The organism is Ferrimonas senticii DSM 18821 (assembly GCF_000422665.1).
GTDB classification, from domain to species: Bacteria; Pseudomonadota; Gammaproteobacteria; order Enterobacterales; family Shewanellaceae; genus Ferrimonas; species Ferrimonas senticii.
Window position 1 is genome coordinate 135,790 of sequence record NZ_KE383900.1, and the last position, 24,065, is coordinate 159,854.

At 54.1% G+C, this 24,065-nt stretch carries 20 protein-coding genes; 3 read left to right on the plus strand and 17 right to left on the minus strand.

Annotation, left to right across the window (positions count from 1 at the left end; translation table 11 throughout):
- Positions 1-361: 361 nt before the first annotated feature.
- Genes G506_RS0117385 through G506_RS20575 form a run of 6 tightly spaced genes read right to left on the minus strand, consistent with a single transcriptional unit; the run spans position 362 to position 7,466 of the window.
- Positions 362-4,705 carry a pilus assembly protein gene (locus G506_RS0117385; protein ID WP_028117980.1) on the minus strand — a complete coding sequence of 1,448 codons (4,344 nt, stop codon included), beginning with the start codon at positions 4,703-4,705 and terminating at the stop codon, positions 362-364.
- A gap of 16 nt (positions 4,706-4,721) precedes the next feature.
- Complete coding sequence (locus tag G506_RS0117390; RefSeq protein WP_028117981.1) at positions 4,722-5,114, minus strand: type IV pilin protein; 393 nt, start codon at positions 5,112-5,114, stop codon at positions 4,722-4,724.
- A 4-nt stretch (positions 5,115-5,118) separates the two neighbouring features.
- Positions 5,119-5,643 (minus strand): hypothetical protein, encoded by a 525-nt coding sequence (locus tag G506_RS0117395; RefSeq protein WP_028117982.1) that lies wholly within the window; start codon positions 5,641-5,643, stop codon positions 5,119-5,121.
- Entirely contained in the window at positions 5,643-6,458 is an 816-nt protein-coding gene (locus G506_RS0117400) for a PilW family protein (RefSeq protein ID WP_156904941.1), read from the minus strand. The genes G506_RS0117395 and G506_RS0117400 overlap by 1 nt, the downstream gene beginning before the upstream one ends.
- Positions 6,443-6,967: a type IV pilus modification protein PilV gene (gene pilV / locus G506_RS0117405; protein WP_028117984.1), complete on the minus strand. Its 525-nt coding sequence runs from the start codon at positions 6,965-6,967 to the stop codon at positions 6,443-6,445. The genes G506_RS0117400 and pilV (G506_RS0117405) overlap by 16 nt, the downstream gene beginning before the upstream one ends.
- Positions 6,936-7,466, minus strand: coding sequence for a GspH/FimT family pseudopilin (locus G506_RS20575; RefSeq protein ID WP_051202238.1), 531 nt, complete (start codon positions 7,464-7,466; stop codon positions 6,936-6,938). The genes pilV (G506_RS0117405) and G506_RS20575 overlap by 32 nt, the downstream gene beginning before the upstream one ends.
- A 245-nt stretch (positions 7,467-7,711) precedes the next feature.
- Between G506_RS20575 and G506_RS0117415 the strand changes: the two genes are divergently transcribed.
- Positions 7,712-8,221, plus strand: a complete 510-nt coding sequence (locus G506_RS0117415; RefSeq protein ID WP_028117985.1) for a GspH/FimT family pseudopilin — start codon at positions 7,712-7,714, stop codon at positions 8,219-8,221.
- A 6-nt stretch (positions 8,222-8,227) separates the two neighbouring features.
- Here the strand turns inward: G506_RS0117415 and G506_RS0117420 are convergent, their stop codons facing one another.
- From G506_RS0117420 to murJ, 10 genes are all read right to left on the minus strand, one after another.
- Complete coding sequence (locus G506_RS0117420) at positions 8,228-11,770, minus strand: pilus assembly protein (RefSeq protein WP_051202239.1); 3,543 nt, start codon at positions 11,768-11,770, stop codon at positions 8,228-8,230.
- A gap of 2 nt (positions 11,771-11,772) precedes the next feature.
- On the minus strand, positions 11,773-12,240 hold the full coding sequence (locus G506_RS0117425; protein ID WP_240473452.1) for a PilX N-terminal domain-containing pilus assembly protein: 468 nt from the start codon (positions 12,238-12,240) through the stop codon (positions 11,773-11,775).
- Complete coding sequence (locus G506_RS0117430; protein WP_028117988.1) at positions 12,237-13,223, minus strand: PilW family protein; 987 nt, start codon at positions 13,221-13,223, stop codon at positions 12,237-12,239. The genes G506_RS0117425 and G506_RS0117430 overlap by 4 nt, the downstream gene beginning before the upstream one ends.
- Complete coding sequence (pilV, locus tag G506_RS0117435) at positions 13,220-13,804, minus strand: type IV pilus modification protein PilV (protein ID WP_169628126.1); 585 nt, start codon at positions 13,802-13,804, stop codon at positions 13,220-13,222. The genes G506_RS0117430 and pilV (G506_RS0117435) overlap by 4 nt, the downstream gene beginning before the upstream one ends.
- Positions 13,805-13,989: 185 nt before the next feature.
- Complete coding sequence (ispH, locus tag G506_RS0117440; protein ID WP_028117990.1) at positions 13,990-14,919, minus strand: 4-hydroxy-3-methylbut-2-enyl diphosphate reductase; 930 nt, start codon at positions 14,917-14,919, stop codon at positions 13,990-13,992.
- Complete coding sequence (gene fkpB / locus G506_RS0117445) at positions 14,916-15,368, minus strand: FKBP-type peptidyl-prolyl cis-trans isomerase (RefSeq protein ID WP_028117991.1); 453 nt, start codon at positions 15,366-15,368, stop codon at positions 14,916-14,918. Before fkpB ends, ispH begins: the two co-directional genes overlap by 4 nt.
- A complete protein-coding gene (gene lspA, locus G506_RS0117450) occupies positions 15,369-15,890 on the minus strand; it encodes a signal peptidase II (protein ID WP_051202241.1) in 522 nt (173 codons plus the stop codon).
- Entirely contained in the window at positions 15,883-18,693 is a 2,811-nt protein-coding gene (ileS, locus tag G506_RS0117455; RefSeq protein ID WP_028117993.1) for an isoleucine--tRNA ligase, read from the minus strand. Before ileS ends, lspA begins: the two co-directional genes overlap by 8 nt.
- Positions 18,694-18,715: 22 nt before the next feature.
- A complete protein-coding gene (gene ribF / locus G506_RS0117460) occupies positions 18,716-19,657 on the minus strand; it encodes a bifunctional riboflavin kinase/FAD synthetase (protein ID WP_028117994.1) in 942 nt (313 codons plus the stop codon).
- An 88-nt stretch (positions 19,658-19,745) separates the two neighbouring features.
- On the minus strand, positions 19,746-21,296 hold the full coding sequence (gene murJ / locus G506_RS0117465) for a murein biosynthesis integral membrane protein MurJ (protein ID WP_028117995.1): 1,551 nt from the start codon (positions 21,294-21,296) through the stop codon (positions 19,746-19,748).
- 273 nt (positions 21,297-21,569) lie between these two features.
- On the opposite strand from murJ, the gene rpsT reads away from it, so the two are divergent.
- Complete coding sequence (gene rpsT, locus G506_RS0117470) at positions 21,570-21,830, plus strand: 30S ribosomal protein S20 (protein ID WP_028117996.1); 261 nt, start codon at positions 21,570-21,572, stop codon at positions 21,828-21,830.
- A gap of 167 nt (positions 21,831-21,997) precedes the next feature.
- Positions 21,998-23,452, plus strand: coding sequence for a M20/M25/M40 family metallo-hydrolase (locus tag G506_RS0117475; RefSeq protein WP_028117997.1), 1,455 nt, complete (start codon positions 21,998-22,000; stop codon positions 23,450-23,452).
- 59 nt (positions 23,453-23,511) lie between these two features.
- Here G506_RS0117475 and G506_RS0117480 read toward each other — a convergent pair whose 3' ends face one another.
- The gene (locus tag G506_RS0117480; RefSeq protein WP_028117998.1) at positions 23,512-23,997 is read right to left on the minus strand and encodes a YajQ family cyclic di-GMP-binding protein; all 486 of its coding nucleotides are present in this window, start codon (positions 23,995-23,997) and stop codon (positions 23,512-23,514) included.
- Between the last annotated feature and the right edge of the window lie 68 nt (positions 23,998-24,065).

Here is a 24,065-nt window from a genome sequence, read left to right on the forward strand (position 1 = left end):
TTCCCTTAGCGAATATTGAACCACCGCCGCACTGTTGCAGTTACGACAGCAAAGGCAAATCCGTGACTCCATTACAGATCCGACTTTTGTTCAAGATACCATCAAAAAACGCCATTGATAACAGTCACTAAAATCCTCATAACGAGAGCGATAATGAGTATCTGCCACAACCAAAGTGATAACGTTTATCAATAAAAGCCAAATTAGCGCGATCAACTAACAATCAAAAAAAAACGGCCCAAATATATAAAACAGCAAGGTTTACTAAGTAATTACGATAGCGACAACAAGCGCAATTGCGACCAACAAAAAAGGCATGCTCGATAAGCATGCCTTCCGATTTTGGAACTTTTAACCCGAATTAAAACAACCGTCGCCAGTCGAGCAATCCAAGTGGTGGATTTTGATCTTCAAACACCTTATCACCGACGTAGATCAGTTGCTTGGAATCGCAGTCTTTGTCACAAGGCGCATTCGGATTACTGGGGTCGTAGCTGTCACCGACACCCGCTGGCGGTTTGACGATAACCGATGGTGCCGGCGGAATATGATTAAACTTATCGCTTTGCTCTAATGCCCCGGTATGCAAATTAAGTTGCATAAACCAACCATCACCACCAGAACTGCATGCATCGGCATTCGGCATCAGGGTAGTAAAGCTAACCGTATCAGTTAACGACAGGCTGGTGGTGACCTGACGCTCACCGAGGTTGTCGCGATTATTGTTGTCGGTGTTTATCAAATCAATATAGAACCCTTGTTGTTGATGCCAATTGATAACATGGTTGGTGAGCGTACGCTTACCATCAACCTCTTCGACAATACGTTGTTGCAGCAATTTCCCGTATTGACCAGAACCGTTATTGCCGCTGCGCTTATCATCAACTGCGGCGTTGTTGAGTTTGTCCCAAATGGTATAAAAACTCTGGGTAATCTGATCGGTCGCCGCCGCATCGCCATGGCCGACATACAACCCTGTGCCAAATGACACCAATACCCCACGGTTAAGGCCGAAGGGGTGCACCGCAAAGGATGGCCGCGAGGTGATCGGCTGGGCGCTAAAACCGCTGGAGCCATTGGGGTGGCGCATTGGACTTTGCGCCGTAAACAGCGGCTTACCAGAAGTCGTCGCCACTCCCCAATTGTTGGGATCGCTGTGGCTGATATCAAATACCCATAGGTTACCGAACAGATCGCCGGCGTAGATCCGATCAGCGATACCGTCACCATTCAAATCAAGCACTGCTGGCTCTGCCAGTGCATTGGGGCGATTTAAGCCGGTTGGATCGGTTTGTTTGCCGACGCTTAATTTCTTGATGAGTTTACCGTCGTCAAGATCAGCGATATAGATAGCACCATCACCACCGGCATTAAAGCCGTTGGGGAAGATCACGCCGACATCACTGTTGGCAAGTTTGGCGATGGTTGGCTGTGCTCGGGTGTAACCGATCTGGCTGTAATTCGCTTGCTTGGAAGTGATCTCCCACTTAATGACATTGCCATTGATGGTGTTTAAGTTGGATACATCTAAGGCATACAACCCCTTGGCGCCATGGCCAAGCGTGCCAACCACAGTGGTGCCATCCGTGTCGCTATAACCGCTAATGTTGCCATCAACAAAGAACTTATGCTGATAGCCAAGTTTTACGTAACTGCCTAAATGGCGGTATACCTCGCTGGGAACGTACGCCATCAATTCGTTACCACTATCTAGATCAAACAGGTGCACCATGCCATCGTTGCCACCGGCAATAATTACCTCTTTATTAACCTGGTGGCCATTGACGCTGTTGACCACATAGGGGGTTGAGTTAACGATATCCCCCAACACCGAACCACGAGCACGCATAGAGTAGTGAGAATCGGATGATTCATGGGTACGCTCGCCACGCAAATAGTTCACCACCGCTTGCAGGTACTTTAGCTGCTCGTTGTTGTTGCCGGACTTACCATCCAGCAGCGCATTAACTTGGCTTAAGCTAAAGCCGTTAGCTTGACCATCAAGCGCCGTGGTGGAAGTTGGGGCAACAAAGCTAAAGCGTTTGTTACTGTCTGAATTAACGGAAAAAACCTTACGTTCTGCGACGCTTTGCTGGTCCAACTGCTCGGCGGCGCTCCACTTGGCGTTGCTAGCAAAGCCACCTTTGTCGTTAGCCGCAAACGCCCGCAAATCACCAGACCAATCGGCACTTTCGTAGCTACTTTGGAAACGCACGGCCCCAGCTGTCAAAAACTGGCTATTAAACGTTGAGGCGCTGGGTGAATCTTGGCTGGCGATGTTTTCAAACGCCCGCCGCAGACTGTCACCCAGTTCGCCAGCGTTGGTGACCGGGAAGTAATTGTCGGGCACGCCATCACCGTCGCTGTCCCAATCGGTGATCAGCTCTGGCTGTTGCTCATTCTCGACCACACCACCGTATTTGGCCGCGTAAAGCAGCGGTGATGGCAGAAACTTAGCCGCAACGCCGCTTGCTGATGGGAAAAAGTGCCGTGTTTGGTTATAGGTCAGTACGGTTTTTTTCTGTTGCTCGCTACCGATGGTACGAAAATTATTGGGATAAGGTCGGTCATCCGGGCTGATGGTATCAAGGTAGTAAGTCACCGGTGCTTTATTGCCGCCATCAGGTCGATCCAATACATCCAAATAGATGCCGTCGTGCTCCGTACCCGACACCACATAACCAGCGTGCTGGTGAATGCTGCCGGCGGCGTAGTCCGAGCTTAACTTAACCTCGACCCCTGTACGGCGCTCCTCTGGTTGGCAACTCTCGCCAGCGATTGGACAAAGATCCCCCTTAACCTCGTAGCTATAGGTAACGATCATATCCATGTCGTGATCGGCCGCCTGTTCGACATCCTCAAAGTTAATCCGAAACACCCCTTTGGTTTTGGTTAACTCTTGCACATAAAAATCAACGATGGTGTTGGTCGGCTGAAACTTACCGTTACGATCAATGCTGTAGCCATTGGTTGATTTGGCAAACGGCACCAATCGAATGGTTTTGTCATCGATTGGGATAATAATCTCTGGCAGCGGCGACGAGATGCCCACGACGGTGGTGGCGATCCCTTGATGACCATCCTCGTTCGGAAACAGATCGGTGATCCGCCCGTAATAAGCCGCAGCCGCCGACGAATAGGAGCCCTCTTTGGTCGGCTCGTTAGGCGCCAATCCATAAATATTGTTTAAGTTGTTAACTCGTTTGGCGGTTGGCGCCCCCTGCCCCAAGCCGGTGTGCACACCGGAGTGACCAATAAAGAAATCCCCATCAATGCCCTCTTGCGCCGAAATTTTGGCAAGTAAGTCTTTGGCACTAAAGTTCGGCAGATCGCCAGTGAGCCCGCTGCCAATCAGTGCTCCTGGTAACTGATCGGCGTCAAAGGAAGGATAGATATCGCTGATCACCAGATTGTTTGGCCGCGCGCAATATAGCCGCGGTTCGCTGCCGATCAGATCGCTGTACGGTTTGCCCCAGTTGGCAATAGCGAGGCTGTCGGCTTTTTGAGGTATAAAGTTACTGGTTGGTTTACCCAGATCATTAAAATAGCGCACGCTCTCGTACAGCATCTCACCAACCGGGTTACCCCAGTCGATAAATTCACCGTCTTTCATTGCTCTCGTAGTTACCCAAGAACCACCACCTAATTGATTTTTATAGGTGCCGTTGGATTGAAAACCACGGATCTTAAAATCGTTGATGGTGGCGACTAAGCCACCGCCAGTTTTAAAGGTGCCATCGTCGGCATTCACCTCATCAAAATTTTTGATGTTGTGGCGCAACACGCCGCCGGATTTGTTGGCCATATAGCTGCCACTTAGCAGACCAAACTCCATCGCATTGTTTTCACCAAATTCATGCAACAAGCCAATCGGTTTGTAATTGCCATTGGGGTAACTTTTGCAGTTGGCCTCTAACTTGCCCGGCTGGCAGACCTGAACCCGCACCGTAAAACGGTGCTCAGTAGCATCATTGGCACAGTTACCAATGGGAGGGATCCGCAACACTGGGCGTTCGGTGCTGGCCCAGTTCCACACATCACAGCGCTTATTGGCTTCACTGCTTTTGCTGCCTTGGTTTTGCAACACCACCAATTCTGGTTTGCCATTAATGCTAAAGCTGGCGGTACCAAAGAAATGTTGATGGTTGGCGCTTGGCTGGCTAAAGGGGGCATATTCAGCAATGTCATAGCCGCTGACCGCTTCAGATATGTACGCCTTCGCCCAACTGTGGGCATCGATAGGAATGTAAGCTCGCTCGAGTACGGTAGCACTGCTGGTATCGGTCGAACGCCGACCGCCGTACAGTACTTTGCGCAGCAGATCGACCCGCGACATGGTCAGATAGTTAAGAAAATCGCCACTCCACTGGCCGCTGCATTTTTTATCGATGGCGGTCTGCGCTGGCGAAAACTGTTCATTGGCGTAGGTATAACAACGGTGTGAATCGAAATAGCCATCGTAATCAATTTCGCTAGGCTTATAGACGTAATCCACCACGCCATCGCCGTCCAAATCAGAGGCATCATTGTAAGCTTCATAGAACAGCGTATGGTCTCGCCCCATCACCAGCATCACCAGCGGCGCAACATCCATCCCCATATTTAGTGGCGTGTCGGCCAAATCGACGTTGTTCGCCGAGGCCAGTGGCGCCAGCGCTCCGGTCAGCAGCAGTACCGTGAATTTACCTGTTATCGTTGTTGCCATAGGTCATCCTTACCTATCACCAGCATCCAGTTTGAGTGGGCGTCGTTTGATTAGTGTGAGCCAGCGTTAAGGTGCCACACAGATCCGTGGCTTGAGCCCCTTTCGGGGTCGCCGTTAGGGTGAAGGTGGCCGCTGCGGCCACCGCAGTGAGATCGTAAAAGCCGCTAAAATCCGCGCTGGGGCTGAAAATAGTCAAACTGCCGCCGCTAACCGCACCGGCATAATTAAGATTCTGGGCGTAATAGCGCTCCAGTCGCTGCGCCCCCTCGATCAGCGTTTGTTTGGCCACCTGACGGCGGCTGTCTTGCACATAATCGACATAGCTTGGATAGGCTATCGCCGCCAAAATGCCGATGATGGCGGTAGCGATCATCACCTCTATCAAGGTAAATCCTTTACTGTTCGCCATTGGCTTACTCCATTACCGCCACGTAAGCTTGAATCATCGATTGTGCCTCGCCGTCACCATCGGCTTGGCTTACCACTTTAATAAACCGCCGAGTCGGCAGATGACGCCCCATATCCAGTGAAGGCTCTTTGCCGCCATCGACCAACATATATTTTGGCGCCCCCGCCAGCGTCGCATTTTGGTGGTCGGTCACGGTCACGGCGGTTGCCCATCGCGACGGCGTTTTCCACCAATCATCCCCGCCCAGTTCAGTGGCTTTGGTGACGATTGGCGTAGCCGAATCAGGATTGAGCTTGTCATTGATAGAGGGGTGATTTTCATTAATCACTGCCCGCGCCTCTGACAGTGCCGATTGCGCCCGCAGATAACTGTTATTGAGGTCGTAATGTACGGTGGCATTACGGCGGCTATCGAGCACCTGCTTGCCAACAGCCACGCCCAGTACCGAGACCATCAACAGCACCACTAGGGCACTAAGGAGCGCCACTCCATGCTGCTGCGACAACGACGGCTTCGCAAATGGATTCATCAAACACCTCGATTATTAGGCAGACTAATGTTGTCTCGCACCACCTGCCTCGCTTTGCCGGAGGTTTCACCGGCTACGGTAACGCTGGTATCCAACAGTTGATAACTCTGCGACACCGCCGCTGGCGCTCGTGCCATATCTTGCGACTGCAGCAGCACCAGTCGCAGGTGGCCAATCTGCGACCAGTTATCAACGCCAGAACCGACCTCTGCCGCATTGAGATAGCGATATTGGCCGTCAAGATTTGGCGCATATTCAACCTGCAGTTGTTCCACCCCAACCTCCAGCACGACGCCTGCGGTTGCAAAGCTGTCGGCGCACATCAGTTGATTGCCATTGGTGACATACACCACCAGCGTATTAAGCTCGCCCGATAGCAGTCGTTCACCATCGCAGCGATAGACCTCGCCGTTATCGACATCCGAACCGTAATAGCGAATGGCAATCACATCGCTACTTGCCTGGGTATGACTGGCACTTTGATTATTCAGCCCCTGAAGTACTTGACCGTGGTCCCACGTCCACGCAAAGCCGCCAATCTGTTGCACAGCGGTCACAGGCTCTGGGATAACGTTATTTAAAATCTGCTCAAACTCGCGATAGCCTGCTTGCTGCAGATACAACCGCAACAGGTGCAAATTCATCCGACTTTGGTGAACCAGTTGATTGCTGCTGCGAGTGGCTTCATAAGCAGCGCCATCGGCTAATACCGAGGTAAACACTAACGCCATCATCAGCAAGCTCAATGACAGCGCAATCATCAACTCGACAAGGGTTAACCCGGCCTGCTTTAACCTCTTTATCCGCGGATCCACAACTCTACCTCCACACACTGATGCGTCTGGCCATCGGCACTGGCACTGCAATCGGCGACCCCGCTGCCAGTTAAGGTGGGATCCCAAGTAAGCAGCAATCTAAACAGGTTGTCTCGCGGCTGTGATACCGCAAAGCGCAACTGTGGCACCATGGTCGCGGCGTTGCGGTACCACTGCGCTAACTCGTAGGTAGCAAACTCCGCTCGAGTACAAGAGATGGCACTGGCGCTGCAATCTATCGAAGTGGGGGCAACACCGTCAGCTAAGTTGCTGAAGTTAAATTCATTACGAATTGCGGCAGCGGGTTCCGCGCGGATCAGCTCCCCCAATTCCAACACGGCACTGTAGGCATACTGGTTAAAGCGCACTTCACGAGCATTTTGTAACGACGTCACCTGCATTCGAGCGAACCCGAGCAGTCCAATCGCCACCACCAGAACCGCTATTAGTAGCTCTAATAAACTGAAACCACGTTGATTAACCACAGTGGTTATTGGCTGGCACGACATGGCTCACCCTCCCACTGCGACTTAGCTGAAAACGCAGGTCCTCAACCCCACTGTGCTGACCACAGACCGAGAACGTCTGCTCGGTGGTATGACCGCTGGGCAGAAATCGAATCAGCGCCGAGTCAGCCTCTATCGCCTGCGCCGGCATATCGCGTTCAACCAACACAATCACATCGGTTGCGGCGGTGTAACTGCCATCGCGATTACGGTCGACAAACACCATCCAACCGGTCACTCCGTCCCACTGACTGGCACAGCTGTTGCCGGAATCCGATGGACATAGGTACGCCGACACACTCTGGCTCATCGCTTGTTGCTGGGCACGTTGCAATGAACTCACTAAGGTATCTCGAGTTGCCGCCAGTCGATTACTGTCGAGTAGATTGATGAAGGATGGCACGCTGATCGACAGCACTATCAGGGCGATAGCAATGGTGATCATCAATTCCAATAGCGTAAAGCCACGCGCTGATAGCGTGGTTTGATTGCTGTTTCTCACTATAACGCTCTTTCCCTTAGCGAAAACCACAGGACAAACACGTTACCCAGCTGAAGTTCCATCTTCCGCCAAGCAACACAACGATGACCATAACAGCAGCGCAGGGAGGTTGACCCTGCCCTAGGTCAATAGTTGCTCAATTAATGCGAATTCAACGTCGATGATTGAGCAAACCAAAAGAGCAACCGTCGGCGAAAACGACGTTAGCTTTAACACATCAACGGCGTGAAAGGAGATGATTGGCAATGAAACCGCAAGCAGAGACCGGCATCACCTTGGTTGAACTATTGATTAGCCTGGCGGTATTAGCGCTGTTATTAGGCTGGGGCGCCCCTAATCTGGTGGAGTTGCAAGCGCGCGCCAGAGCTAAGTCGCAGATTGATGATCTGTATCAGGATCTGCGCGGAGCCAGAGAATTAGCCATCACTTATGTAAACAGCGTGACGGTGTGTCCGTTGGACAGCAATAACCGCTGCCACAACGATTGGCACAGCGGCTATCGAGTATTTATCGACACCTCACCGTTTGGGGAGTTTTCCAGTGATGATGAACTGATTTTTGAACGAGGCAAGATCGCCACCGGCGACTTTATTAGTTCAACCGAAAAGATGTTTCGCTTCACCACCGACGGTTTTACCAGCGATGCCGGTAACATTCGCTATTGCCCGCGCTCTGTCGACAGCAACCATCGCCAGCAACTGACCATCAGCACCACAGGCGGCGTGCGCTATAACGATACCCCGAACCAATGCTAATTGGAGTTAATCCTGTCCAGCATGGTAGTAGATACGTGATGGCGTCATCAGCTGATCGGTAGCGATGGTGCCGGTGCGACTCTCACCAGCGCCAACGCCGATTAAGTACAGCTTAGGGTCCCAATCCTGCGGCGTTGGTGACGGTGGCGGCGGTACAATGATCTGCGGCGTATCCGGCAGTCGTGCCCCTAAGCTGACAACTCGGGTGGAGATCCCCTGTTGCAGGGTAAATTGATACAGTTTGCCATCCCCAGCGGATACGCAGCTGCTGCCACCGCCGCTGGTATCGCCGGGGATAAAACTGGTGAAGTAAGCGGAACCGGCGATCACCACCGGCGCCGCTAATGATTTCTCTGTCGCCGCCAGCGGATAAAACCAACCAAGTTTAGCCCCCAGCGCCAATTCCGCCGCCAGTTGCTCATCAGCAGTGCTGGCGTTGGCAAAGGGATCACTGCCAATGTCGTACAGATTGGCGATAGTAATGGGATCGGGGGCCGGATTGTCATCAGTGCCAAAGGTCTGAGTTAACACGTACCGATCCTGCAACATATACAGATGATTGTCGGTGCCAGCGGCATTGGGATGGGCGCGGTTGCCGCTGCCAATCACCACCGCATCGAACGGTATTTCAGTGTTGGTGATCACCGTTTGCTGACTGCCATCGGGGTTGTCCAGCAACACCTGCTGACGCAGATCAAAGCTGGTTTGGGCAACACTGGCTTCGGCATGAAAACGCCGATCGCTGGCGGTATCAGTGCCACCAAGCTCGGCAAACTTAAATACGCTCCAATCGTCACGATCGCTGCTTGGCATATCGATCCGCCAAACGTTGCCACCGGTATCGGTGGCATACAGACGGTCGGTAACGCCATCGCCATCACTATCAAGGCCGGCCACTTTGGCTGGGATCGAGTCGGTCGCGGCCAATTCGGTGGTGCTATTGGTTTGGCTTAAACCGTAACCAAAGCGGTGCACCATGTCGCCAGTTTCGGCATCTAAAATAAACACCGCCCGTCCCATGCTGTCGGCACTGCCGACCGTCAACTGGTCTTTGTTTAGGTCATAGCCACCACCCAGCACCAACACCGGCTTGCCGTCATTGCCAGGAATGGTGGTCAGTAGCGGCTCCGACCAGCTTTGACCTAATTCCGTCAAATCGCTGTCGGCGGCACTGCGATGCCACATCAACGACGGTGCATCGGGATCGCTGATATCCAAACCGTAGTAACTACGACCGCCACGACGCAAACCGAAAAACAGCCACACCTTATCGCTGTTGTTGATCTCACCGTCGCCATTTTGGTCATCAATGTGGGCTACTGGCGCGCCATCGACACCGTAGACGGTGTGACCACCGGTCTGCTGGTTTTGCCGCAGTTCGGTTAGCGAGTCCGCGAGTTCAGGCAGATACCAATTCCAGCGTTCAACTACGCTATCCCCCTGATCTTCGAACATATGCATAAAGCCACTATTGGTGCCGACCAGCAAGCGCACGCCATCATCACCGCCATAATTGATCGCCAACGGCTTGGAGTGGAGCGGATCGCCAAACAGATCATCACGCTTATCGGTGCGGCTAAGATCTTCATCTTGATCGTCGACATCAATCCCTTGCAGCCAACTGAGGTAATCATCCAGTAAATTGCTATCAGAGATCCCCAGCGCCGCCATCAACGCCGACTCGCCCCCCAGCGCGTTAGCTAAATTACTGCGGCTAAGCGTGACCAAGTCACCGCTGCCGGTTAGCGGCGAGGTCAAGAAGCGGCGACTGCTTTGCCCTTGTAACGCCCCCAGCACCCCGCCCAGCGCGACCTCATTACCATCACCGCCAGAGGATGCCAAATTGCAAACCTCGCTGGCAGTCCAAACGGTGCAGGCGTTGTCACTGATGTTGCCGGCGATGTCGATCGCTTTGTCGCCGCTGCTGTCGACCACTTCGCCGTTACTGTTGATCTTCAGCTTCTTCAGATTACCAAGCCAACGTGGCCGGTCACTGGGTAAAAACATCGCGTAATAGACCGCATCCAAGGTGCGGGTGCGATCAAAACTGTTGGCAGCAATTGATGGTGAGGTGAACGAGGCATTGACCGCCAAAATCTGATTAAAAATCTGCTGCAATGCCCCTTGCAGAGCCTGCGCATCGGCCGCCGCATAATATTCACCGCCGCCGCGCAGCGCCGTTTGCTGCAACAGGTTGGCGGCATTGCTGGCACCGTCAGAAAAGCCAATGGTGTAGGTCACTACGCGCTGCTGTCCCTGTAGAGTGTCATTAAGATCAGTGTTGTAGAGCCTATCGGCCACCCCTGCCAGCAAGTTGCCATCAACCTTGTCGGCGTCGGTGAGCCCCAGTTCTGATTTGATCAAATTATCGTAGCTGTTGTCGCGGGTTGGCTCACCGTCAGTAATCAACACAATGTAAGCCTGTGGTTGGCAAGCCAACATTGGCGTCAGATAGTTGCCGTTGCTGATGACACTGCTGTCATAACTGGGCACGCGACCGGGCTCCAATGTGCCCTGATGTACCGCCTTACCGGCGTAATAACGGTACGCTTCAAATAAAGTCTCACACAGTGGTGTCCAAGTTTCGGCCGACAGCGAATTTACGGTGCTGACCAAACTGTTGCGGTTGGCGTCGGTCATCTCGCGAATGCCGTATACGATCCGCCCCGCATCTTGAAAGTTAAACACCGTTAACCCGAAGTCGACCCCGGCAGTGCTAGTCACCAAATTGGTGATGGTATCTTGGGCAATCTCTAACCGTGGTTTGCTGGTGGTACTGTTATTGTGGAAATAGCTCAGGTAGTTCTCAGTAAACAAGGTGACAGTGTCATTGCTGCCAAAGCGGGTGTCGGCAATGGCAACGTCCGCCGCTGCTTGGCGATCCGCCAATGACGCGCCAACGGCGGTACCGTCATAAGGCTCGGTGCGACTTTGATCAATGCTGAAACCACTACCTCGCAGTGACGAATTGGGATGATTGGGCGCGTTGACCGCATTGGCGCTGTCCAGATCGGCCTTACAATCAATCACATACTGGCTGCGAATGTCATTGCTGATCGAATTAGGCAACCGTCGCCAAAACACCCCGTTGTTGTAGTTTTTATTGTAACGAAAGGCGCGAATGTTGTTGGTATATAGGCCACCATATTGCAGCAGACTGTAGCTGCTGTTATCCGGGTGTGGCTGTTGCGAATCACCACAACCATTTTGCTCGGGCTCAATATAACGCCGCTCGTCACTGTCCGCGGGATCAGGATAGTTACTGGAATTGACCGCGCCTTTAACGTAGTAGATGCGGTCGCCACCATCACCGGTGTAGTCAAAGCTGGGATCAAACGGCGGTGGTGCCAGTGATTCTTCGGTACGCATCGAACCGGAATTATCAAAGATGATCATCACTTGCGGCCGCGAGGTGTTCAGCACCGAGCCGCCAGCAACATAAAGTTCGGTATCATCAGCGCTGGCAGCAAATGCCAGTGCTCCTCCCAGCAGCAACGCTTGCAGTTGCTGCCATCGTATCGCTTGGCGATAGCGCCATTGCCCATTCATCCCTAACCTCCCCCTGAGATCAGCACCGGCTGTTCAACCCCCGACGTTACCGCCAAACTGCCACGATTATTGCGCCCAAAATTGATCCGAGATTCGACATCGCTCTGCCGGCAATTGATCACCCCACTGGCTGTCGCAGCGCGGGCACGACGACAACTGCTTTCAACAATGAACTCTACTTGGTTGGTCACCCCCGCCAGTGGACTTGCAGCAGAGGCAACCCCAGTGGTGCTGATCAGCAAACTGCTACCTCGCGCCAAACGCTGATCATCAATAAATCGTTCCTGACCGCCATTGGCCAACTGCAGCGCCTGTTCACGCGCCATGCCCGCGACCGCCATCTGACTGCTGCTGCGGCTGTTTTGCGCCACCCCAACGGCCACCGTAGTTAAGATCAACAACAGCAAGATGCTGACCACCAGCGCGATCCCCTGTTGCCTAGCCAAGCGCTGCTGTTGCTCGCCCATCATCCCTTCCTTGACGTCAATATCGGGTTACGCAGCATCACCGTGGCGCTTAACAAACTGCGCCGATGTTGATCGGCCACTATCATCCGGGTACTGCCAGCCATCTGATAACTGGTGCTGCCACTGGTTGGCATGCTGTTATCGCTGTCGTTGCTGCGCAGCAACAGATTAATTCGCACCGCGACGATGCGGTTATCACCAACCTGATCCCAAATATCGTTGCTGACTTGCGCCGCCGTTAGATAGCTATCCACCACTGAATCACCATCAGCGTCGATGCCAAATTGGTAGCGGATCTCCTCGACCCCAGCAACCAAAGCTTCGGCGCTACCCATCAGATCGGTGCTGCTTAAGCTGCGTCGGTACAGCGTCGGCACGCCGTTGTCGTCCGCCACGTAATAGACCCGATGTTGGTACTGCCAAACGCGACCACCCGCTAACGTTGGAGTGCCACTGCCGCCGTTATAGAAGCGGCCTTGGCTTAAGTTATTGATGAAGTAGTAGCGATCAGCTTGTTCGCTGCCGGGGGCCTGTTCTGGCCCGAGCAACCGTTTGATTTGCAACACATCCGACCCCGCCGAGATAGCGGTTAAACAGCTGATGCCAGTGCTGCCACCAGCGGTAAACGCCCACAAGGTTCGAAAATGACCAACCCCACTGGGAAAACTGCGATTGTTAGTGCCAACGCCATTACAATCGGTACCTGTCACCGCCGGTATCGCTAATAAGTTACTGCCATTAACCAGATCGATGCCGGTCATATCAGCAAAAAAGCCCGCTTGCGACAGATCCTCTTGCAGCATTCGCAGTGCCATTCGACTGCTGTCTTGCAGTTGCGTGTACTGACCGGTTGACTGCACGCTACTGGCAGACATGGAGAAGATGCTGTAGCTGCCGCCCACCACAAACAAGCCGATAAGCAGTGCCAGTAGCAATTCAACTAGGGTTAAGCCGCATTGTCGGCGGCAGAGGTGCATGCGACTCATAAGCGATCCATCACCACGCTAGCCAGTACTACTTGGCGCCGATAAGCGTTGGCCGTACCGCAGCTTTGGGCATCACTGCTGTTAGCGGCAGCGCCATCGCTAGATTGATGCATGCCGCGCCATGAGATCACCACTTCAACATTGATACCGTTTACAAAAACACAGCCGGTAACTGATGGCGGGGCGCCAATATTGGTGCTAGCACGCTGTACTGCGGCGCCCAGCAACTGCTGATCCCATTGATAGCGATCCCACAACGCCAATTGTGCCGCACTGCACTGATTGGTGATCCCCGCCACTTGCTGACAAGAGACCGTAGGCGCAACTATGCTGCCAGCGCCATAAGCACTGCCAACGTAATCATCGATTTGGGTTGGATTCAGACGCAGCCGATCAAGCAGATCCGCAGCCATCACCGTCGCCTTGGCGTAACTGGCGACATCAAAACTGCTGCGCTTCGCCTGAGTATGCAGTTGAAAAACGCCCAGCAAACCGATGCTGGCAACCACCGCCGCGACCATCACCTCGATCAAGGTGACCCCACGCTGGTGGCAGCGCAAACCGCCTACTTGTCGCGTCACTGATTTGTGCAGCCATCCTTGGTGCATAAGCCAGATTACCTCTTACTACGCCAACTCCATTTGGCAATAGCAAGCCTAGACCAGCTTCCACAGGCTTTTCGGAAGAACTCTACAAACCACTGAATTAGCGATATAAAAAATCCCCTTAGGGCGAACCATAAGGGGATTTATGAAGCGAAAACGACTTAGCGCAGCTCTGCCGGTACGTGGAATACCACATCCTCTGGGCGGCCATTGGCTTCGGCCACATCAACCGCGCCGTAACTCTTAAGCGCCTCGACCACGCCTTGCACCAGCACCTCTGGCGCCGATGCGCCAGCGGTAACACCGACCCGTTCAATACCGTCAAACCAAGCGGCATCAAGGTCATCAGCACCGTCGATCAGATACGCTTGGCTGCCGGATTTGATCGCCACATCGCGCAAGCGATTAGAGTTGGACGAGTTCTTAGATCCCACCACCAACACCAATTCACTGATCGCCGCCAACTCCCGCACCGCGTCTTGGCGATTTTGGGTGGCGTAGCAGATGTCGTCTTTGCGTGGCCCTTCGACCGCTGGAAAGCGCACTTTCAGCGCCTCAATCACCGCCGCGGTATCGTCCATCGACAAGGTGGTTTGGGTAACGAAGGTCAGGTTGGTTTCATCTTTGACCTGCATGGTCGCCACATCGTCTGGCGACTCAATCAGGTAGATGCCACCCTCGGCGTTATCGTACTGGCCCATGGTGCCAACCACTTCAGGGTGACCAGCGTGACCAATAAGTACACACTCGATACCTTTACGACTGGCGCGGGTCACCTGCATGTGCACTTTGGTCACCAACGGACAGGTTGCATCAAACACCTTCAAGCCGCGATTCTTGGCCTCTTGGCGTACCGCTTGCGATACCCCGTGGGCGGAAAAAATCACGATGCTGTTGTCCGGCACTTCGCACAGTTCGTCAACGAACACTGCGCCGCGTTGCCGCAAACCGTCTACCACATAGCGGTTATGCACCACTTCGTGACGGACATAGATTGGCGGTTCAAACAGTTCCAGCGCTCGTTCAACGATGGTGATCGCCCGATCTACACCGGCGCAAAAACCGCGAGGATTGGCCATTAGGACTTTCATTGCGCCTCCTTGGCGATGATGTCCAAAATCTCCACATCAAATACCACGGTTTGACCCGCCAACGGATGGTTGAAATCAACGGTGACCGAGTCGCCTTCGACCGCGCGGATAACCCCTGGGTATTGGTTACCGTCTGGCGCCGTGAACGCCATGATGGTGCCGTTGCTCAGATCCGCATCGGCAGCAAATTGAGTGCGATCCAGATATTGAATGTTGTCCGGATTGGACTGACCAAAGGCCTGCTCTGGCGGCAGCGAGAAACGCTTTTTATCGCCTTTCGCAAGCCCTAACAGTTCCTTTTCCATGCCCGCACTTAAGCTGCCATCACCGAGAGTCAACCGCGCCGGTTTGCCGTGGGCACGGGTGCTGTCAGCAACGCTGCCGTCCGGTAACTCAACATTGAAGTGCATAAACACTTGGGCGCCAGGGCCTACTACTAACTCAGTCATTTATGCCTCCTCAGATGGCTTTGGCTGCTTAAAGGAATCAATAATCATCAACGCCGCACCGATACAGATGGCGCTGTCGGCAATGTTAAACGCTGGCCAGTGCCAGTTACCGACGTAAAAATCGATAAAGTCGATCACATAGCCGTAGGCCAAGCGGTCGATCATATTGCCAATAGCACCACTGATGATCAGCGCGTAGCTGATGTTGATCAGCCGATTATTTTTCGGCTCAGTGCGCAGCATCACCAACAACGCCGCGGTCACCGCCAGCGCGAACACCGCAAAGCCCCAACGCTGCCAACCACCGGCGTCCGCCAGAAAGCTAAAGGCGGCGCCCGGGTTGTGCACGTAAGTCAGGTTGAGGGACGGGATCAGCGGCAGGCGCACGCCATACTCAAAGCTGGCGGCAACCCACAATTTGCTGGCTTGGTCGGCCAGCAGCGAAATCGCCGCCAACCACAACCAAGCCAAACCGCTGCACGTCCATTGTGCTGGGCGCTTTGCCCATAATCCTTTAAGCATAAACGCGCGCTTCCCCATCACCGTCGACGTTGCTTACGCAGCGACCACAGATGGTTTCATGACCGGCGTGGCTACCAACGTCTTCACGGTGGTGCCAGCAGCGCTCACACTTGGCCGCTGCAGTCGGAGTCAGACCAATCATCAGACCATCGATGTCGGTGGCTTTAACATCGCCCGCTTCGCTCAGTGGCTTAACGGTAACGTTGGAGGTGATCAGCGCAAAACGCAGCTCTTCGCCCAGTTGCTCAAGCAGCGCTTGCAGCTCGCCATCAGCGTACAGAGTCACGTCCGCCGCCAGACGGTTCTTAATGCCGTCAGCCTTAGCCGCTTCCAGTGACTTGTTCAGTGCAGCCAGTACGTCAACCAGTTGCTGCCACTGACCGTCAGACAGTTGCGCGTCGTCGTTCATTGGCGCCAGACCGTCGAACCAGTACTGGGTGAATACAAACGGGTCGCGCTCGCCTGGCAGTTGCTGCCAAATTTCATCAGCGGTGAAGCTCATGATTGGCGCCATCCAGCGCACCATTGCTTCAGAGATCAGGAACAGCGCGCTCTGACAAGAACGACGCGCCAGACCATCGGCCTTAGCGGTGTACTGACGATCTTTGATGATATCCAGGTAGAAGCTGCCCAGTTCCACCGAGCAGAAGTGCATCAGTTTTTGGGTTACTTGCAGGAAGTTGTACTGATCGTACGCTGCCACAATCTCTTGCTGCAGTGCGTGGGCACGACCAACGATCCAGCGATCCAGTGCCACCATGTTATCCAGCTCAACCATGTCAGTGGCAGGGTTAAAGCCGTTCATGTTGGCCAGCAGGAAGCGTGAGGTGTTACGGATACGGCGGTAAGCGTCAGCGGCACGGTTCAGGATCTGATCCGATACAGTCATCTCACCGGTGTAATCGGTAGAAGCCACCCACAGACGCAGAATGTCAGCACCCAGCTTGTTCACTACCTGCTGCGGGCTCATTACGTTACCCAGCGACTTAGACATCTTGCGACCGTTGCCATCAACGGTGAAGCCGTGGGTCAACACCTGACGGTATGGGGCTTGGTCTTTCATCGCCACAGAGGAGATCAGCGACGACATAAACCAGCCGCGGTGTTGATCCGAGCCTTCCAGGTACAGATCGGCGCTGTGGCCGTGGAACTCTTCACGAGCATCAACCACCGAATGGTGAGTCACGCCAGAATCGAACCATACGTCCAGGGTATCGGTTACTTTGTCGTAATCGGCGGCCTCGTCACCCAGCAGCTCTGCGGAGTCCAGATCCCACCACGCTTGGATGCCTTGCTGTTCAACCAGCTGAGCCACTTGCTCCATCAGCTCGGCAGAGCGAGGGTGCAGAGCTTGGGTCTCTTTGTGGGTGAACAGCGCGATTGGCACACCCCAAGTACGTTGACGAGAGATACACCAGTCAGGACGGTTCGCCACCATGGTATCGATACGCGCTTGGCCCCAATCTGGCAGCCACTGCACTTTTTCGATCTCTTCACGAGAACGTTGACGCAGACCGGCTTGATCCATGCTGATAAACCACTGCGGGGTAGCACGGAAGATGATTGGGGTTTTGTGGCGCCAGCAATGTGGGTAGCTGTGACGGAATTTTTCGTGGTGCAGCAGTGCGCCACGCTCTTCCAGTACCGCAATCACGCTGTCGTTGGCTTTGAATACATGCTGGCCGGCAAACAGTTCGGTATCTGGCAGGTAAACGCCGTTGTTACCCACTGGGTTAGCCACTTCCAAACCGTATTTTTGGCCCACCACGAAGTCGTCTTGACCGTGACCAGGCGCGGTATGTACTGCACCGGTACCAGAATCGGTAGTCACGTGCTCGCCCAGAATTACTGGCACCGAGAACGCATAGAATGGGTGGTTGAACTGCATCAGCTCCAGCTCGGCACCAACACAGTGCCCCAGAACTTCGAATTGCTCGATGCCAGCGCGCTCCATCACTGACTTAACCAGATCCGCGGCTAGGATCAGACGCTGGTCACCGACTTGCACCAGCGCGTACTGCACTTCAGCGTGCATCGCAATGGCGCGGTTAGCCGGCAGAGTCCATGGGGTGGTGGTCCAGATCACCGCGTTGATTGTGCCGTGGCCTTGCTCGCCATCAAAGGCAAACTTAGCCGCCACCGCGTCGCTATCAACCGCAGTGAACTTCACATCAATGGCTGGGGAAGTTTTGTCTTCGTACTCCACTTCCGCTTCCGCCAACGCTGAACCACAGTCGGTACACCAATGCACCGGCTTAGCGCCTTTGTGCAGGTGACCGTTGTCGATGATCTTCGCCAAAGAGCGGATGATGTTGGCTTCGGTGTCAAACGCCATGGTCAGGTATGGCTTGTCCCACTCACCCAGTACGCCCAAACGGATGAAGTCAGCCTTTTGGCCTTCCACCTGAGTCGCGGCGTATTCACGGCAGTGTTGACGGAATTCCGCGGCAGTCACCTTATGACCCGGCTTGCCAACTTTGCCTTCCACTTTCAATTCGATTGGCAGACCGTGACAGTCCCAGCCCGGGATGTACGGGGCATCGAAACCAGCCAAGGTCTTAGACTTAATGATGATGTCTTTCAGAATCTTGTTGACCGAGTGACCAATGTGGATATCACCATTGGCGTACGGAGGACCATCGTGCAGCACAAACGGCTTGGCACCTTGACGGCTGGCACGGATCGCTTTGTACAGCGCCTTCTCGTCCCAATTTTTCAACATTTCCGGTTCCCGATTGGCAAGGTTGCCGCGCATCGGAAAATCGGTCTCTGGCAAATTCAACGTTGTTTTGTAATCAACCATTTAGGGCATCACCAATAAGGGTCTAAAGTGAAATTGACGCGTCCGCTAGGCGCTCACGAGCGGCCTTAGCATCGGCACTAATCTGTTGTTTGAGTGCCGCAAAGGACTCAAACCGTTGTTCCGGACGCAGGTAGTCACGCAGTTCCACCTGCAACTGCTGACCATAGATATCAGCAGCAAAATCAAATATGTGCACTTCAAGTCGGCACTCTTGGCCAGCCACCGTTGGGCGTTTACCAACGTTAGCCACACCATCAAATTGGCGACCATCGGCGAACTGCACCCGCACCGCAAATACGCCGCTGATGGGATTCACCCGCCGCTTTAAGGCGACATTGGCGGTTGGGAAATTGATGGTACGCCCCAGCTTGTCGCCGTGGGCCACCCGGCCACTGATGGCATAACCATATCCCAGCATCCGCTTGGCTTCATCCAGTTGTCCCGCCGCCAACGCTTGGCGGATCAAGGTACTGGAGATCCGCGCTTGATTCAGCAGGCAACTGGCGGTGTCTTGCACCCCAAAGCCATGTTGCTGCCCCGCGGCTACTAAGGTCTCGAAGTTACCGCTGCGGCCTTGGCCAAAGCGAAAATCGTCGCCGACCACCAAATGCTTCACACCCAGCTGAGTGACCAGCAGCTGCTCGACAAAATCGGACGCTTGATAGTTGGCAAATTTGTCACAGAAACGGACGCACAGCACTCGCTCAACGCCCAATTCCGACAGACGTTTAAGCTTATCTCGCAAGGTGCTTAGCCGAGCCGGAGCGCGGTCACCGGCAAAGAACTCCAGTGGTTGTGGCTCGAACAACATCACCGTCGCCGGCACTTGATGTTGCTTGGCCATGGCCACCACATGCTCAATCACCGCCGCATGGCCTAAATGCACCCCATCAAAGTTACCGATGGTAAGCACACAACCGTGATGGCGATCGCGCAGGTTGTGGATCCCGCGTACTAACTCCATAGAAAAAGGAACCGTCTGTCTTCTGTGTCGAAAATCGCCGGATTATACCTTAGCCACCGGTTTATACCAACGCACAGACGGTGCTATCTCAGCCGCGAAGATGGCGAGGGCGGAAGCCCAAAAGCACCAAGCTCGCAAGGTAGGCCAGCGCACCAATGCCGATGTAGCCAAACAGCATGCCGCTACGTTCGGCCAGAGACCACGCCAACCACTGCGATTCTGCTGGCACCAGATAGGCTAACAGCGCCGTCATCACCGCCCCAGCCAATACCATTCGCGCGATCAGCCCAAGGCTCTGTTTCGATAACTGATAGACGCCCTGCTTGTGCAAACCACGATACAGCAGCAGCGCATTTAAGGTCGCTGAACCCGCCGTTGCCAGTGCCAGCCCAACGTAACCAAACGGGATCGCCAAGATGATGTTAAAGCCCATATTGGCGACCATCGCGATGATGCCGTAGCGCACCGGTGTCTTGGTGTCTTGGCGGGCGAAATAGCCCGGCGCCAACACCTTCACCAACATAAACGACAGCAACCCCGAGGCGTACGCCAGCAAACTGGCCGCCGCCATTTGGGTATCGGCAACGCTAAACGCGCCGCGCATAAACAGCACCATCAGCATCGGCTGCGCCAGCGCCATAAGTCCCAGCATCGCTGGAATGCCGACTAGCAGTACCGAGCGCACCCCCCAATCCATGGTGGAGGCAAACTGAGTCGGATCGTTACTGGCTTTATTGCGCGACAGCGCGGGCAGGATCACCGTGGCGATGGCGATGCCGAACAGCCCCAGCGGGAACTCCAACAAGCGGTCGGAGTAATACAACCAACTGATCGAGCCAGTCATCAAGAAACTGGCGATAAAGGTATCAAACAGCAGGTTGATTTGGCTGACGGAGACCCCAAACATCGCTGGGATCATCAAGGTGCGAATTTTTACCACTCCAGGGTGATTCCAGCCCCACTGCGGCTTCACCAGCATGCGGTTTTGCCGCAAAAACGGGATTTGGAATAAAAACTGGATTAAGCCGCCCAAAAACACGCCCCAAGCTAGCGCGAGTTCTGGCTGGGCCAAGGTCGGCGCCAGCCACAGCGCACAGCCGATGATAGCGATGTTCAAAAACACCGGAGTAAAGGCCGCCACCGCGAACTTGCCTAAAGTGTTCAAAATCGCCCCAGACAGCGCCGTTAAGGTGATAAACCACAGGTAGGGGAAGGTGATCTTCAGCATCAGCGCCGCCAAAGTGAACTTCTCGCCCCCCGGCGCATCATTAAGGTAATCGACGAACCAACCGGTACTGAACAACGCCGCCAACACCGGCGAACCAATCACCCCGAGCAAGGTGACGATGGTGACAATCCCGCCCAAGGTGCCACTGACCTTAGCAATCAATTGGCGCACCTCATCCGGTTTGTCGTGCTGGTATTCGGTCAGCACTGGCACAAAGGCTTGCGAGAACGCGCCTTCGGCAAATAAGCGGCGTAAGAAGTTGGGAATTTTGTTGGCTAAAAAGAATACGTCGGCGGCGGCGCCAGCCCCCATCAGGTTGGCCACCACCACATCCCGAACTAACCCCAATACGCGGGATACCAACGTCATGGCACTGACCACCATGCCGCTGCGGATCAACTTCTTACTCAATGGAAACACTCACTTAAAATGACCGAAACGGCGGCTTCGGTTGTTGCTGGCGTAATTGTCGGCAAAAAAAATCCCCGACCACTGTCACCACGGCGGGAATGCTGCTAGAATTTCGCACCATCTTAAACCCAGGGGTCGCAATAGACCAAAGAACGCTGCTCGCAGCTTCAGATTGGCGCTATTTTGCACGTCGTCATTGACATCAACGCGTGAAATCAGTAAATTCGCGACCCTTGAAAATATCCAGATCGTACCGTTTTTAGGAGTTTGCACTTGGCTAACATCAAGTCTGCTAAGAAGCGTGCCATCCAAGCTGAAAAGCGTCGTCAACACAACGCTTCTCGTCGCTCCATGATGCGCACCTTTACCAAGAAAGTTATCGCTGCTATCGCAACTGGCGACAAAGAAGTAGCTACCGCTGCTTTCGCTGCTGCACAGCCAATCCTGGACCGCATGGCTACCAAAGGCCTGATCCACAAGAACAAGGCTGCTCGTCACAAGAGCCGTCTGGCTGCTCAAATCAAAGCAATGTAATTTGCTTTTGAGCTGATAGCTTTTTTGAAAAACCGACCTTAGGGTCGGTTTTTTTATGCCGGTTTACAGGCCCCTCTCCCTTAGCGACTTGTTCCCTCTTTCGGTTCGCTCTGGCTTTGTTACAGTGTCATCACTCATGGATGAACTTATCAATGCCAAGGAACCGCATGCGATCTCTGTCTTTCATTACCAAAGCCACTCTATCAGGACTTGCCTTACTCAGCAGCAGTCTCTATGCCAGCCCCTACAGCAGCGCCACTCTGGATGCCGCCGAGGCTCTGAAGCAGCAAGCCCTCAACTCGAGCGACGCCTATCAAATCGTGGAAGATCTCACCACTGAGATTGGCCCGCGCTTAACCGGCAGCGACAACGATCTTCGCGCCGTCGATTGGGCGTTGGCGCGAATGACCACCCTTGGCTTCAATAACGTCTACAAAGAACCCGTGGAAGTGCCGCACTGGGTGCGCCGAGTCAATCAAGCCGAAGTGATCAGCCCCTACCCGCAGCCGCTGGTGATCACCGCTTTGGGTAATTCAATCAGTACGCCCAAGGCCGGTCTGACCGCCGCCATCGTTCGCTTTGCTGACTTTGATGCCCTAAAGGCGGCGCCTGAGGGTAGCCTTACCGGCAAACTGGCGTTTATCGATCATAAGATGGAGCGCTATCGTGATGGCCGTGGCTATGGCCCGGTGGTCAAAGCTCGTAGCCAAGGGGCTTCCGTCGCCGCCAGCAAGGGCGCGGTGGGGTTATTACTGCGCAGCGTTGGCACCGACAGCGCTCGCTTTGCCCACACCGGCACCATGCGCTACGCCGATGGCATCACCAAGATCCCTGCCGCGGCGTTATCAGCCCCGGATGCCGATCAGCTGACGCGGATGCTCGCGCGCCACAGTGATATTCAAATCAAGCTGGATATCCAAACCGAAATCCATCCGCCAGCCACCTCATACAATGTCATCGGTGAGATCAGCGGCAGCAGCAAAGCCGACGAGATCGTGCTGATTGGCGCTCACTTAGATTCCTGGGATGAAGGCACTGGCGCCTTAGATGATGGCGCCGGGGTTGGTATTGTCTTGGGTGCCGCCAAGCAGATCATCGATGCCAACTTAACCCCAGAGCGGACTATCCGGGTGGTGCTGTTTGCCGCCGAAGAGGTTGGGCTGATCGGCGCTAAAGCCTATCGCGATGCCCATAAATCGGAATTGGATAAGCACTACATCGCCGCCGAAGCCGACTTTGGTGCTGGGCCGATTTACGCCCTACACAGCCGCGTCAGCGAAACTGCGCTGCCACAGATGGATCAGCTCGCAGCGCTATTGGCCCCGCTGGGGGTTGAGCGCGGCAACAACAACAGCTGGGGCGGCCCCGATATGTCGGTACTGCCGCCACTGGGGGTTCCCGTTGCTGGTCTGGCCTTAGATGGCACTGACTACTTCGATTACCACCACACCCCAGATGACACTCTGGATAAGATCCCGCCTAAGGCGATCCAACAATCGATGACGGTCTACACCCTATTCAGCTGGCTGATGGCCAACAGCAACACCGAGCTGCGCCCCATTCCACTGCCCAAGGCCGGCGAAAGCCGCCGCGCTCCGCCAAAGCCGAAAGCAGATAAATAACCCCCCAGAAACAGCAAAGCCTCCGCATGCGGAGGCTTTGTTCATTCAATAACGGGCAATTAATCGCGGAAGTTATCGAACTGCAGTGGCTGCTCTTGTTCGCTGGAGCGCAGCAGCGCAATCGCTTCTTGCAGATCGTCACGCTTCTTACCGGTCACGCGCACTTTCTCGCCTTGAATAGAGGCTTGTACTTTCAGCTTGGCTTCTTTGATCTGCTTAACGATCTTCTTGGCGTAATCTTTGTCGACGCCCTGCTTGAAGGTCACCTGACGGGTTACGGTCTTACCGGTAAATTCGCACTTCTTGGCCAAATCCATGGAGTTGGCATCGACGTTTTGCTTAGCCAAGTTGCCACGCAGGATGGTTTCCATCTGGCTGATCTGGAACTCCGCTTCCGCTTTGATGGTCACCACCAGATCTTTCTGGGTGAACTCGGCATCAATACCACGGAAATCGAAACGAGTGCTTACTTCGCGATTGGCGTTATCTACGGCGTTACGAACGTTAACGGTATCGACTTCCGATACGATGTCGAATGACGGCATGAGGGACTCTCCACTAAAAATTGTCGAATTGACGCAATTTTACCGAAAAAACACCGTTATTGGCTTGT